We start from the raw sequence: 12669 nt of genomic DNA, 5'->3' as shown, positions 1-12669 counted from the left end.
CCCGGGGCCCGGCCTACTCCGCCCCCGCCCCGGCCGTCCCGGCAGCTCCGGCCGCCGGCGACATGACCGCCGGGCGGCGGCTGGCGATGACCCTCCTGGCGAGGGAGCGGGGGCTGGTCAGGAAGCCCACGCCCCAGGCCATGTGCATGGTGGCCAGGGCGAGGGGGATCTGGGCACGCGCCTTGAGCGAGAGCCCCTTGCCGGCGGGCACCGACCCCGCGGCGATCGCCGCGAGATAGCCGCCCGGGACGATCAGCGCCCAGGGCGTGACCGTCGCACCGGCCACCAGGCCCGCCGCGATGGCGCACACCGCGGTCGGCGGGGCGAGATAGCGCAGGTTGATCGAACCGGCGTGGTAACGGGCGACGACATGGCGCCACTTGCCGTAGTCCTTGTACTGCTTGGCCAGCGCCTTGACGCTCGGCCGCGGGCGGTACTGCACCCGCAGCTCGGGTGAGAACCAGATCTGCCCGCCGGCCTCACGGATACGGAAGTTCAGCTCCCAGTCCTGGGCGCGGATGAACTCCTCGTTGTAGCCGCCCTGCTGCTCCAGCGCCTCGCGCCGGAAGACGCCGAGGTAGACGGTCTCGGCGGGGCCGGCCTGCCCGCCCGTGTGGAAGGCGGCGTTGCCCACGCCGATCTTGGAGGTCATCGCGGCGGCGACGGCGTCCTCCCAGGCGTTCTCGCCCTCGGCGTGCATGATGCCGCCGACGTTCGCGGCGCCGGTCTCCTCCAGGAGGCGCACGGCGGTGGCGATGTAGTCCGGCGAGAGCATGCCGTGGCCGTCGACGCGGACCACGATGGGGTGCCGGGACGCCTTGATCGCGGCGTTCAGCGCGGCGGGGGTACGGCCGGTGGGGTTCGGCACCGTGTGCACCCGGGCGTCCTCGGCGACGAGCTCGGCGGCGATCTCGTCCGTACGGTCCGCGGACGGGCCGAGGGCGATCACCACCTCCATCTCACCGGCGTACTCCTGCTCCAGGATGTGCCGGACCGAATTGCGCAGGTGACGTTCCTCATTGAGCACCGGCATGATCACGGAGACGGCCGGGGGCTGCTGCTGCGGCATGGTTCCTCAGGGGTACGGCCCGCGGCGGAGCCGCCAGCGACGGCAGCGCCCGCCGGGAGACTGCAGTATCGCGCCTCACGTTACCGCGAATGGGGGACCGCGTCGGACGCAGCCGGGTGGCCGGCCGGCGGATGCCCGGCGTGTGGCGCCGTACATCCGATCATATGGACCTACGGTGCTCTAGACGGATTTGCCCCTTTTTCCCTCTGCTCCAGCCGCCCGTCCCGCCGCGGAGGTGTCCCCCGTGACCGCACCGTTCCGCTCCCCCCGTCCGGCCAGGCGCCGGGCCGCCCGGCCGGGCCCGCGCCGGCGCCCGCCCGGCACGCGCTGGGGGCTGCGGATCGGCGCGGTCACGTCCGTGCTGCTGCTGGCCGCGAGCGGCGTCGGGCACGCCGTGGTCACCGGCGTGGAGAACGGCATCGGCCGGGTGGACGCCTTCACCGGCATGAGCAACCGGCCCGGGGGCGGCGACGGGCTGAACTTCCTGGTCGTCGGCACGGACGGGCGCGACAAGCTCACCCCCGGCGAGAAGCGGAAGTACCACCTCGGCGGCGCGCCCTGCCACTGCACCGACACCCTGATGCTGGTCCACCTCTCCGCCGACCGGGACCGCGCCAGCGTGGTCAGCCTCCCCCGCGACTCCTATGCCGAGGTCCCCGCGCACACGGACGCGGTCACCGGCCGGCAGCGCCCCCAGCACGCCATCAAGCTGAACGCGGCGTACGCCGAGGGCGGCCCCAGCCTCACCGTGCGGACCGTCGAGCACATGACGGGAGTGCACATCGACCACTATCTGGAGGTCGACTTCACCAGCTTCATGCGCAGCGTGGACGCGGTCGGCGGGGTGGAGATCTGCACCGTACGGCCGCTGCGCGACAGCTATACGGGCCTGGATCTCCCCGTCGGCACGTCACGGCTGAGCGGTGGCCAGGCCCTGCAGTACGTGCGCTCCCGGCATGTCGACGGCTCCGCCGACCTCGGCCGGATGCAGCGCCAGCAGCGCTTCCTGGCCTCCCTCATCCACAAGATCACCTCCTCCGGAGTGCTGTTGAACCCGATCCGCTTCCGGAACGTCGCCGACACGGTGCTGGGATCGGTACGTGCCGACTCGGGCTTCGCGGCGGGCGACCTGGTCGATCTCGGGCAGGCGATGCGCGGCTTCACCCCCTCGTCGTCGGAGTTCACGTCCGTGCCGCTGCGCAATGTGGCCCAGCCGGTGCCCGGCGTCGGCTCGACCGTGCGGTGGGATCCGGTACAGGCGCCGAAGCTCTTCCAGGCGATCCGCGAGGACAGGCCGCTCGCTGTGCACCGGGACCGCAAGGAGCCGCGGGCCAGGGTCGTGGACGTACCGCCGGGGCAGGTCCAGGTGCAGGTCGGCGACGGCAGCGACCGGCCAGGACCGGACGCCGCGGTGGCCAGGGAACTGCATGCCACCGGCTTCGCCACCACCGGCGTGCCCGGCACCTCCCCCCTCGGCAGGGCGCCCCGCACGGTCATCGCCTACGACCCGCGCTGGGACCGCTCGGCCCGCTCGCTGGCCGCCGCGCTGCCGGGCGCCGAGCTGCGCCCGGTGGCCGGGCGGGGGCCGGTGATGCAGGTGACGGTCGGCCGAGGCCACCAGGCGGTGCAGCGGGTACGGGCCGAGGAGCCGCCGCAGAAGCCGGGCGGCATCGCAGCGATCACCGGTGACGAGGCGGTGTGCACATGAGCGAGCGCAGGGATCTCCGCATCGGAAGGTGCCCGCTCCGCGCTGACGGGACCGGGCGAAGCGAGGCCTCGGCATGAGCGTCCCCGCCCCCCGCCGCACCGCGTCCCGGCCGCCCGCGCGCCGCCCGGACGCCCGCCGCGATGCGCGCCGGATCGTGGTGGCCGTCGCGGCGCTGTGCCTGGTCGCGGCCACCGCCGCCGCCGCGCCGCCGGCGCCGCCGGAACCGACCGGCTGCGGGGATCTGGTGCGCGGCCAGCTGTGTCTGCGCGGCCCGGTGGGGGCCGACGGCACGTACACCGCGGCCTACCGGCGGCTCGGGACGGCGAGCGGCCGGGACGAGATCATCGTGCGGCTCGGTTACCAGCGCAAGAACGACCGGATCACCGCCTTCCCCGGGTGGTTCGGCACCCGGCGGACGCAGGGCGGCGCGGTCGTGCTGAGCGGCCGGGTGGAGATGCTCGCGGACGAATGCATCCGGGGCGTCATGGAGCGTGCCGAGACGGTCTATGTCACGAAGTGGAGCTGCAGCTGATGTCCTGGACGGCCTGAAAGGGGCGCATCGTGTGGCAGGTTGTGCTGGACGTCACCCCCACCACGGTGACGCTCTTCCTGATCCTGGCGCTGGCACTTGCCGTGGCGTTCGCCCTGTGGACGGCGCTCACCCCCGGCAGCACCGCGCCGCGCACCACGGCCCGGACCCTGCTGGCCGGCTGGCTGCTGCTGTTCCTGGTGGCGACGCTCGCGCCGAGCCAGCCGATCGGCTCCGGGGACGCAACGGTGTGGTGGCGGCCCGGTGAGGGGCTGTTCGATCTGGGGGCGCAGCTGGAGCCCGGGGAGCTGGCGATGCTGGTGCGGCGGCAGATCGCCACTGCCGCGCTGTTCGTGCCCGCGTCGCTGCTGCTGCGCTTTGCGGCGCCGCGCACCTCGGCGGCCGCCGCTTTCCTGCTGGGCGTGGGCCTGTGCCTGGTCATCGAGACGGGGCAGTTGCTGATGCGGGCCGGGCGGATCGCCGATATCGACGATGTGCTCTGTGCGGCGGCAGGCACCGTCACGGGTGCGGGACTGGCGCTGCTCGGGCAGCTGGCGGTCGCCGCTATGCGTCGTCGAGTCCTTCCGCGACGCGCCGTTCGCGCAGTTCCATGATCGCGCGCCGCCGGGCGAGGCGGTGCGTCCGGCGGATCTGTGCCTCCTGGTAGCGGCGCTGGTCGCGCTCGGTCTCGGGGAGCACCGGCGGCACCCGGCGCGGCTTGCCCTGCTCGTCGACGGCGGCGAAGACCAGGTAGGCGGAGCCGACCTGCTGGGGCGGGCTGGATTCGTTCCAGCGCTCGGCCAGCACCCGTACGCCGACCTCCATCGAGGAGCGCCCGGTCCAGTTGACCTGCGCGCGGACGTGGATGAGGTCGCCGATCCTGACCGGTTCGAGGAAGGCCATCTCGTCCATCGAGGCGGTGACGGCGGGCCCGCCGGAGTGGCGCCCGGCCACGGCGCCCGCCGCGTCGTCGACGAGTTTCATGATCACGCCGCCGTGCACCGTCCCGAGGAGGTTGGTGTCGCCGGCCGTCATGATGTGGCTGAGTGTGATGCGGGACACGGATGTGGGCTTGCCCACGATCTCGTCCTCGGCGCTGTCGGTGACGAGTTCGGTCATACAGCCAGCCTAAGCGGCGCCCGTACGGCCCCGCCCCACGCGGATCGTGAGACTGGTCTCGCCCTTTGCGCAGGTCCGTGACACGGGTCTCCTCTCCCGCGCCGGAAACCATCCGGAATGGTTGCTTCCGTTCGTGCAGGTCGGAATGGTCATGGGCCCGTGCGGTATGCGGTGGGCTGCCGCCGTGTCTTTGCATCAGCTCTGCAACAGCACTGACCCGATCCGGCACCCGCTCTATGGAGGACCGCCGTGGGGCATGCACACTTCCTCTTATGAATCAGTGGCAAGGGGGCACCTCCCGTTCGAGCGGAGCCGAGAATGGGGGCGGGTGGTCCGGCGACCAGAGCGGCAACCGGTACGGACACGGCAGCGGCAGTGCCGAGCCGGAGGGTGCGCGTGCGATGCCACAGGTGCGTCGCGACGCGGGCCCCGGCTATCAGCGGCACGAGCCTCCGCTGCCGCCGTCGATGTCCCCGCGCCGGGGCGCGGCCGTGCCGCCACAGCAGTCCCAGGGCTACGACGACGCTTACGACGGATACAACACCGGCCAGGTCTACGGCGGCGGCCACGGTGGCGGTGACGGCTACGAGGGCCGCGCCGGCCGGCCGCGTCCCCAGTGGGGCCGGCGCATCAAGTGGACGGTCATCGCCCTGGTCGCGGTGCTGGCGGTCGCCTCGGTGGCCACCTACTTCTGGGCCGACGGCAAGCTCCGCCGCAAGGTCGACCTGAGCAAGGTCATCGACCGGCCGGCGACGGGCGACGGCACGAACTACCTGATCGTCGGCTCGGACAGCCGTGAGGGTATGTCCGCAGCGGACAAGCAGAAGCTGCACACCGGCTCCGCCGAGGGCAAGCGCACCGACTCCATGATGATCCTGCACGACGGCAGCAACGGCCCGACGCTGATATCCCTGCCGCGCGACTCGGACGTGGAGATACCCACCTACGTCGGCTCGGACTCCGGCAAGAAGTACCCGGGCACCGGACGGCACACCAAGCTCAACGCGGCCTACGCCGAGGACGGCCCGGAGCTGCTGGTGCGCACCGTCGAGTACAACACCAAGCTGCACATCGACCACTACGTCGAGATCGGCTTCGCCGGCTTCGCCAACATCGTGGACGCCATCGGCGGCGTCGAGATGGACATCCCCAAGGCGTTCAAGGACAAGAACTCCGGCGCCGACTTCCCGGCCGGCAAGCAGACGCTCAACGGCCAGCAGGCGCTCGCCTTCGTCCGCACCCGGCACGCCTTCGCCGGCCAGGACCTGGACCGTACGAAGAACCAGCAGAAGTTCCTGGCGACCCTGGCGAGCCAGACCGCCACGCCCGGCACGGTCCTCAACCCCTTCAAGCTCTACCCGACCATGAGCGCCGGCCTGGACACGCTCATCGTCGACAAGGACATGAGCCTGTGGTCCCTGGGCAATATGTTCTTCGCGATGAAGGGCGTCACCGGCGGCGAGGGCAAGTCGATGAACATGCCGATCTCCGGCAGCACCGGCGGCAACCTGGTCTGGGACAAGGCCAAGCTGCGCCAGCTGGTCCAGCAGCTGAACAACGACGAGAAGGTCACGGTCTCCGGCAACTGACCGGCGGCCCGGACCAGGAAGACAAGAGAGAGGGGCCCCGGACCGCAGCGGCGGTCCGGGGCCCTCTCCTGTGCCCGTGGCCTGCCTACTGCGGCAGGTTCCTGGCCATCACGATCCGCTGCACCTGGTTGGTGCCCTCGTAGATCTGCGTGATCTTGGCGTCCCGCATCATCCGCTCGACGGGGTAGTCACGGGTGTAGCCGTAGCCGCCGAGCAGCTGGACGGCGTCCGTGGTGATCTCCATGGCGGCGTCCGAGGCGTAGCACTTGGCGGCGGCACCGAAGAACGTCAGGTCCTCGCCCTTGCCGCCGGCGGAGATCCGCTCGGAGCGGGCCGCCGCGGCGTAGGTGAGCTGGCGGGCCGCCTCCACCTTCATGGCCATGTCGGCGAGCATGAACTGGACGCCCTGGAAGTCGCCGATCGGCTTGCCGAACTGCTTGCGCTCCTGGACGTAGCCCTTGGCGTAGTCCAGGGCGCCCTGGGCGATGCCGAGCGCCTGGGCCGCGATGGTGATGCGGGTGTGGTCCAGGGTCTTCATGGCGGTGGCGAAGCCGGTGCCCTCGGCGCCGATCATGCGGTCGGCGGGGATCCTGACGTTGTCGAGGTAGACCTCGCGGGTCGGGGAGCCCTTGATGCCGAGCTTCTTCTCCGGGGCGCCGAACGAGACCCCCTCGTCGCCCTTCTCGACGACGAAGGCCGAGATGCCCTTGGAGCGCTTCTCCGGGTCGGTGACGGCCATCACCGTGTAGGAGTCGCTGACGCCGGCGTTGGTGATCCAGCGCTTGACTCCGTTGAGGATGTAGTGGTCACCGTCGCGGACGGCCTTGGTCTTCATACCGGCCGCGTCGGAACCGGCGTCCGGCTCGCTCAGGCAGTACGAGAACATCGTGTCGCCCTTGGCCAGCGGGCCCAGGTACTTCGCCTTCAGCTCCTCGGAGCCGGAGAGGATCACCGGGAGCGAACCGAGCTTGTTGACCGCCGGTATGAGGGAGGACGAACCGCAGACGCGGGCCACCTCCTCGATGACGATGACGGTCGCCAGCGCATCGGCGCCGGCACCGCCGTAGGCCTCCGGTACGTGGACGGCGTGCAGGTCGTTGGCGACCAGCGCGTCGAGCGCCTCCTGCGGGAAGCGGGCCTCCTCGTCCACCGCGGCGGCGAACGGCGCGATTTTCGCCTCGGCGAGCGAGCGCACCGACTCGCGGAGCATGTCGTGCTCCTCGGACGGCCGGTACAGATCGAAATCAGCGGTTCCCGCCACGCTTTCTCACTCCCCTGTGAGCTGTCGGCAGTGCTAACTACCGTTAAGTAACCCTTTACCTCTCCGGATTCTAGGCGCCGGGCCGGGCCTGCGGATACGTGAGGTTGCCGACAGTTACAGGACTGGTCGTGCAACGACTGGAGATGGCCCTTCCGGGCCCGACTATGCTCGGTCAGCGCCGTTTTCCCCAGCCCCCGCCTCCCGACCCCGCCCCTCGACGCCAGGCGCCCCGCGCCGCACTGCCTGTTTGGAGCATCCATGGCCCTCAAGATCACCGTGATCGGCACCGGCTACCTCGGCGCGACCCACGCCGCGGCCATGGCGGAGCTGGGCTTCGAGGTGCTGGGACTCGATGTGGTGCCCGAGAAGATCGAGATGCTGCAGCGGGGCGAGGTCCCGATGTACGAGCCCGGCCTGGAGGAGCTGCTGCGCCGCCATGCCGACGGCATCGAGGGCTCGACCGGCCGGCTGCGCTTCACCACCTCCTACGAGGAGGCCGGAGCCTTTGGCGACGTCCACTTCGTCTGCGTGAACACCCCGCAGAAGCACGGTGAGTACGCCTGTGACATGTCGTACGTGGAGAGCGCTTTCGACGCGCTGGCGCCGCATCTGACCCGGTCCGCCCTGGTGGTCGGCAAGTCGACGGTGCCGGTGGGCAGCGCGGCCCGGCTCGCCGAGCGGCTGGCCGCGGCCGCCCCGGCGGGCGCCGCCGTCGAGCTGGCCTGGAACCCGGAGTTCCTGCGCGAGGGGTTCGCCGTCAAGGACACCCTGCACCCCGACCGGATCGTCGTGGGCGTGGCCGGTGAACGGGCCGAGGAGCTGCTGCGCGAGGTGTACGCCGCCCCGATCGCCGAGGGCTCGCCGTTCATCGTCATGGACTACCCGACGTCCGAGCTGGTGAAGGCCTCGGCCAACTCCTTCCTGGCGACGAAGATCTCCTTCATCAACGCCATGGCGGAGGTCTGCGAGGCGGCCGACGGCGATGTGGTGAAGCTCGCCGAGGCCATCGGGCACGACGACCGGATCGGCAAGAAGTTCCTGCGGGCCGGCATCGGCTTCGGCGGCGGCTGCCTGCCCAAGGACCTGCGGGCCTTCATGGCGCGCGCCGGCGAACTGGGCGCCGACCAGGCCCTGACCTTCCTCCGCGAGATCGACTCGATCAACATGCGGCGCCGCGGCCACATGGTCGAGCTCACCCGGGATGCGGTCGGCGGCGGCTTCCTCGGCAAGCGGGTCGCCGTCCTGGGCGCGACCTTCAAGCCGGACTCGGACGACGTCCGCGACTCCCCCGCCCTCAATGTCGCCGGCCAGATCCACCTCCAGGGCGGCCAGGTGACGGTGTACGACCCCAAGGGCATGGAGAACGCGAGGCGCGTCTTCCCGACGCTGAGCTACGCCGACACCGCCCTGGACGCCGTACGCGGCGCCGACGTCGTGCTTCACCTCACGGAGTGGCGGGAGTTCCGCGAACTGGACCCGGCCGCGTTGGGCGACGTCGTCGCCGAACGCCGCATCCTGGACGGCCGCAATGCCCTCGACCCCGAACTGTGGCGCAAGGCGGGCTGGACGTACCGGGCGCTGGGGCGCCCCCGCGCCTAGTTTCCCCACGTCTTCGGCCTTCCCGCCGTGCCGGCTTCTCGCCGTTGCGCGCTTTGCGGCGCCCCCCACGTACCCGGCTTTCCCGCCACGGGCCGACCCGCCGTTGCGCCTGCGGCGGGCGTGGATCGCCGGGTGCGGTGACGGCCCTCCGGACTTCGTCCTGCGGTCCGTCCCCTCCCGTGGGTGGGTGGTGAGGTGGAGGGCGCGCGTCTCCTGTCCGCTGTCCCTGTGGTGCGTCCACGGGGCGCGCCTGCCCGTCCGCCTGCACCCCCACCGGTCTTCTCCCACCCCCAACGGGGAGGGGCCGCACCGCAGGACGGAGTCCGGAGGGGCGGTCCCGCAGCCGAACAGCCCCGCGCCGGCGGCACCGGCCCGCCGCAGGCGCCACGGTGGGACGGCCGGCAACGTGGGCGAGCGACCAAGAAATCCCACCACGGCGTGCCCCTGGGCATGGCATCGTGGCCCGCATGAGCCACATCACACTCGGCGTTGTCGCACTGGACTGTCCCGACCCCCGGGCCCTCGCGGATTTCTACGCGGACATGCTCGGCTGGCAGGTGACCGAAGAGGACGAGGACTGGGTCGAGATCGCCGGACCGGACGGCCGGACCCTCGCCTTCCAGCGGGTGGCCGAGGGCTACCGGCCGCCGCAGTGGCCCGGCCAGGACATGCCGCAGCAGCTGCACCTCGATTTCGACGTCCCGCGCGCGAAGATCGACGAGGCCGAGCGCACGATCGTCGCGCTGGGCGCCAAGCTCGTCCAGCACGACGACGGGAAGCAGAGCTGGCGGGTCTATCTCGACCCGGCCGGGCACCCGTTCTGCCTCTGCATGAAGTGAGGGCCCCGGCCCTCACCGCATGAGGTGAGGACCCCGGCCCGGTACGTCAGCCGTCCAGCTGCTCGATCGTCGCGTGGGACGGGCCGCGCCGCTGCTGCTCGGCGCGCGCCACGTCCTCCGCGGCGCGCAGCGTGCGCACGGCGTTTCGCCAGGTGAGCTTGGCCAGGTCCGCTTCGGACCACTTGCGGCCTTGCAGTTCGGCGATCAGGTTCGGGTAGCCGGCGACATCGGCCAGGTCGGCCGGGGTGAAGGCGGTGCCGTCGAAGTCGCCGCCGATCCCGATGTGGTCGACGCCGGCGACCTCGCGCATGTGGTCGAGGTGGTCGGCGACGGTGGCCGCGGTGGCCATCGGGCGGGGGTGCGCGGCCTCGAAGTCCCGCTGGACCCTCATGCCCGCCTCGGTGGTGTCGAGGTGGTGCAGACCGTGGGCCCGCATGTTCTCGTCGGCGCGCTGCGTCCAGGCGACGGCGGCCGGCAGCACGAACTTCGGCACGAACGTGGCCATCGCGACGCCGCCGTTGGCGGACAGCTGTGCCAGTACGTCGTCGGGGATGTTGCGCGGATGGTCGCAGACGGCGCGGGCGGAGGAGTGCGAGAAGATCACCGGTGCGGTGCTGACGCGCAGCGCGTCGCGCATGGTGTCGGCCGAGACGTGGGAGAGGTCGACCAGCATGCCGCAGCGGTTCATCTCCCGGACGACTTCCTCGCCGAAGGCCGACAGGCCGTGGTGGCGCGGCTCGTCGGTCGCGGAGTCCGCCCAGTCGATGGTGTCGTTGTGGGTGAGCGTCATATAGCGCACGCCCAGCTGGTGCAGCGCGCGCAGGGTGGCCAGCGAATTGTGGATGGAGTGGCCGCCCTCGGCGCCCATGAGGGACGCGATCCGGCCCTCGGCGCGGGCCGCCTCCATGTCGTCGGCGGTGTGCGCGAGGCGCAGTCCCTCGGGGTAACGGGCGACCATTTCCCGCACCACATCGATCTGTTCGAGGGTCGCGCTGACGGCCTTGTCGCCCGCGTAGTCGGCGCGTACGTACACCGACCAGAACTGTGCGCCGACGCCGCCGGACCGCAGCCGCGGCAGGTCGGTGTGGAGGTGCGCGGACTGGTCGGCGGCGATGTCGCGCCGGTCGAGGTCGTAGCGGACCTGCTCGCGCAGCGCCCAGGGCAGGTCGTTGTGGCCGTCGACGACGGGCCAGCGGGCGAGCAGATCCCGGGCGGCGTCCAGGGAAGGACTCACTTACCGCCCCCGAAGCCGAAGCCGGCCGGGGAGGCGACCTTGTTGCGCAGCCGCTTGCCCTTCTCGGTGGCCTGGTCGTTCAGCTCCTGCTGGAACTCCCGCATCCGGGCGAGGAGTTCGGGGTCCTGGGTGGCGAGGATCCGGGCGGCCAGCAGCCCGGCGTTGCGGGCGCCGCCGACCGAGACGGTGGCGACCGGCACCCCGGCGGGCATCTGCACGATGGAGAGGAGGGAGTCCATGCCGTCCAGGTACTTGAGCGGTACGGGGACGCCGATGACCGGGAGCGGGGTGACCGAGGCGAGCATCCCGGGGAGGTGGGCCGCGCCGCCGGCGCCGGCGATGATCGCCTTCAGGCCGCGCCCGTCCGCCTCCTCGCCGTACGCGATCATCTCGCGGGGCATGCGGTGCGCCGAGACGACGTCGACCTCGTAGGGGATCTCGAACTCGTCGAGGGCCTGCGCGGCGGCCTCCATGACGGGCCAGTCGGAGTCGGAGCCCATGACGATGCCGACCACGGGGGACGGGTCGGCGGGGGCGTCGGCGTTCGGTGCGGGCGGCATGGGCGTCATTCGGTGATCGTTCCTCGCAGGTAGCCGGCGGCGTGTGCGGCGCGCTCGCGCACATCCGCCAGGTCGTCGCCGTAGGTGTTGACGTGGCCGACCTTACGGCCGGGCTTCACATCCTTCCCGTACATATGGATCTTCAACTGCGGGTCCCGCGCCATGCAATGGAGGTACGCGTAATACATGTCGGGGTAGTCGCCGCCGAGGACGTTGGCCATGACCGTCCAGGGCGCGCGCGGGCGCGGATCGCCGAGCGGGAGGTCGAGCACGGCCCGGACGTGGTTGGCGAACTGCGAGGTGATCGCGCCGTCCTGGGTCCAGTGGCCGGAGTTGTGCGGGCGCATGGCGAGCTCGTTGACCAGGATGCGGCCGTCGGCGGTCTCGAAGAGCTCGACGGCCAGATGCCCGACGACGTCCAGCTCCTGGGCGATGCGCAGCGCCAGCTCCTGGGCCTGGCCCGCGAGCTCCGCATCGAGGCCGGGCGCCGGCGCGATCACGGTGTCGCAGACGCCGTCGACCTGGAGGGACTCCACAACCGGGTAGGCGACGGCCTGGCCGTGCGGGGAGCGGACGATGTTGGCGGCCAGTTCGCGGGCGAAATCGACCTTTTCCTCCGCAAGGACGGGCACCCCGGCGCGGAATGGCTCGGCGGCCTCCTTGGAGGATCGTACGACCCAGACGCCCTTGCCGTCATAGCCGCCGCGGACGGTCTTGAGGATCACGGGGAATCCTTCGCCCTCAGCCGCGAACCGCTCCACGTCCGCCGGGTCGGAGACGATGCGGTGGCGCGGACAGGGCACGCCGATGGCGTCCAGTTTCGCCCGCATCACCCCCTTGTCCTGGGCGTGCACCAGCGCACCGGGACCGGGCCGTACGGGGATGCCGTCGGCCTCCAGTGCCCGCAAATGCTCGGTGGGAACGTGCTCGTGATCGAAGGTGATCACGTCGCAGCCACGAGCGAAGGCGCGCAGGGTGTCCAGATCGCGGTAGTCGCCGATGACGACATCACCGACCACCTGAGCCGCCGAATCCTGCGGAGTGTCGCTGAGGAGCTTGAATTTGATGCCGAGGGGGATACCCGCCTCGTGGGTCATACGGGCGAGCTGACCGCCGCCGACCATGCCGACTACCGGGAACGTCACGCCCCCAGGGTATCCGT

General features: G+C 71.4%; 12 protein-coding genes. 6 read left to right on the top strand and 6 right to left on the bottom strand.

Going from position 1 to position 12669, the window contains the following annotated elements:
• Positions 1 to 13: 13 nt before the first annotated feature.
• A complete protein-coding gene (locus tag OHS81_RS22565) occupies positions 14 to 1069 on the bottom strand; it encodes a glycosyltransferase family 2 protein (RefSeq protein ID WP_328386486.1) in 1056 nt (351 codons plus the stop codon).
• Positions 1070 to 1313: 244 nt separating this feature from the next.
• On the opposite strand from OHS81_RS22565, the gene OHS81_RS22560 reads away from it, so the two are divergent.
• From OHS81_RS22560 to OHS81_RS22550, 3 genes are all read left to right on the top strand, one after another.
• The gene (locus tag OHS81_RS22560; RefSeq protein WP_328386485.1) at positions 1314 to 2777 is read left to right on the top strand and encodes an LCP family protein; all 1464 of its coding nucleotides are present in this window, start codon (positions 1314 to 1316) and stop codon (positions 2775 to 2777) included.
• A gap of 73 nt (positions 2778 to 2850) precedes the next feature.
• Positions 2851 to 3309 (top strand): hypothetical protein, encoded by a 459-nt coding sequence (locus tag OHS81_RS22555; RefSeq protein WP_328386484.1) that lies wholly within the window; start codon positions 2851 to 2853, stop codon positions 3307 to 3309.
• 29 nt (positions 3310 to 3338) lie between these two features.
• A complete protein-coding gene (locus OHS81_RS22550) occupies positions 3339 to 3920 on the top strand; it encodes a VanZ family protein (RefSeq protein ID WP_328386483.1) in 582 nt (193 codons plus the stop codon).
• On the opposite strand, the gene OHS81_RS22545 is transcribed toward OHS81_RS22550, so the two are convergent.
• Entirely contained in the window at positions 3871 to 4425 is a 555-nt protein-coding gene (locus OHS81_RS22545) for an acyl-CoA thioesterase (RefSeq protein WP_129296038.1), read from the bottom strand. The two genes, OHS81_RS22550 and OHS81_RS22545, sit on opposite strands and share 50 nt — an antisense overlap.
• Positions 4426 to 4697: 272 nt before the next feature.
• Here OHS81_RS22545 and OHS81_RS22540 point away from each other — a divergent pair, with 272 nt between their 5' ends.
• A complete protein-coding gene (locus tag OHS81_RS22540) occupies positions 4698 to 6014 on the top strand; it encodes an LCP family protein (RefSeq protein ID WP_328386482.1) in 1317 nt (438 codons plus the stop codon).
• An 85-nt stretch (positions 6015 to 6099) separates the two neighbouring features.
• Here OHS81_RS22540 and OHS81_RS22535 read toward each other — a convergent pair whose 3' ends face one another.
• Positions 6100 to 7275, bottom strand: a complete 1176-nt coding sequence (locus tag OHS81_RS22535; protein ID WP_088797970.1) for an acyl-CoA dehydrogenase family protein — start codon at positions 7273 to 7275, stop codon at positions 6100 to 6102.
• A 258-nt stretch (positions 7276 to 7533) separates the two neighbouring features.
• Here OHS81_RS22535 and OHS81_RS22530 point away from each other — a divergent pair, with 258 nt between their 5' ends.
• Positions 7534 to 8874: a UDP-glucose dehydrogenase family protein gene (locus OHS81_RS22530; RefSeq protein WP_328386481.1), complete on the top strand. Its 1341-nt coding sequence runs from the start codon at positions 7534 to 7536 to the stop codon at positions 8872 to 8874.
• 467 nt (positions 8875 to 9341) lie between these two features.
• Positions 9342 to 9713, top strand: coding sequence for a VOC family protein (locus OHS81_RS22525; RefSeq protein WP_328386480.1), 372 nt, complete (start codon positions 9342 to 9344; stop codon positions 9711 to 9713).
• Positions 9714 to 9759: 46 nt separating this feature from the next.
• On the opposite strand, the gene OHS81_RS22520 is transcribed toward OHS81_RS22525, so the two are convergent.
• The 3 genes from OHS81_RS22520 to OHS81_RS22510 are packed head-to-tail and all read right to left on the bottom strand — an operon-like array spanning position 9760 to position 12631.
• Positions 9760 to 10947 carry a dipeptidase gene (locus tag OHS81_RS22520; RefSeq protein WP_328386479.1) on the bottom strand — a complete coding sequence of 396 codons (1188 nt, stop codon included), beginning with the start codon at positions 10945 to 10947 and terminating at the stop codon, positions 9760 to 9762.
• Complete coding sequence (gene purE, locus OHS81_RS22515) at positions 10944 to 11516, bottom strand: 5-(carboxyamino)imidazole ribonucleotide mutase (RefSeq protein ID WP_328386478.1); 573 nt, start codon at positions 11514 to 11516, stop codon at positions 10944 to 10946. Before purE ends, OHS81_RS22520 begins: the two co-directional genes overlap by 4 nt.
• Positions 11513 to 12631: a 5-(carboxyamino)imidazole ribonucleotide synthase gene (locus OHS81_RS22510; RefSeq protein WP_443058863.1), complete on the bottom strand. Its 1119-nt coding sequence runs from the start codon at positions 12629 to 12631 to the stop codon at positions 11513 to 11515. The genes purE and OHS81_RS22510 overlap by 4 nt, the downstream gene beginning before the upstream one ends.
• Positions 12632 to 12669 lie beyond the last annotated feature (38 nt).

The organism is Streptomyces sp. NBC_00400, from assembly GCF_036048035.1.
In the GTDB taxonomy this organism is placed as follows: Bacteria; Actinomycetota; Actinomycetes; order Streptomycetales; family Streptomycetaceae; genus Streptomyces.
Note: the sequence above shows the minus strand (reverse complement) of the source record. Positions and strands in the feature narration are given on the sequence as shown.

Coding starts and splice junctions, on each gene's coding strand:
- OHS81_RS22565 (WP_328386486.1), bottom strand. CDS start 1,069: ATGCCGCAGCAGCAGCCCCCGGCCGTCTCCGTGATCATGCCGGTGCTC.
- OHS81_RS22555 (WP_328386484.1), top strand. CDS start 2,851: ATGAGCGTCCCCGCCCCCCGCCGCACCGCGTCCCGGCCGCCCGCGCGC.
- OHS81_RS22545 (WP_129296038.1), bottom strand. CDS start 4,425: ATGACCGAACTCGTCACCGACAGCGCCGAGGACGAGATCGTGGGCAAG.
- OHS81_RS22540 (WP_328386482.1), top strand. CDS start 4,698: ATGAATCAGTGGCAAGGGGGCACCTCCCGTTCGAGCGGAGCCGAGAAT.
- OHS81_RS22530 (WP_328386481.1), top strand. CDS start 7,534: ATGGCCCTCAAGATCACCGTGATCGGCACCGGCTACCTCGGCGCGACC.
- OHS81_RS22525 (WP_328386480.1), top strand. CDS start 9,342: ATGAGCCACATCACACTCGGCGTTGTCGCACTGGACTGTCCCGACCCC.
- purE (WP_328386478.1), bottom strand. CDS start 11,516: ATGACGCCCATGCCGCCCGCACCGAACGCCGACGCCCCCGCCGACCCG.
- OHS81_RS22510 (WP_443058863.1), bottom strand. CDS start 12,631: ATGGTCGGCGGCGGTCAGCTCGCCCGTATGACCCACGAGGCGGGTATC.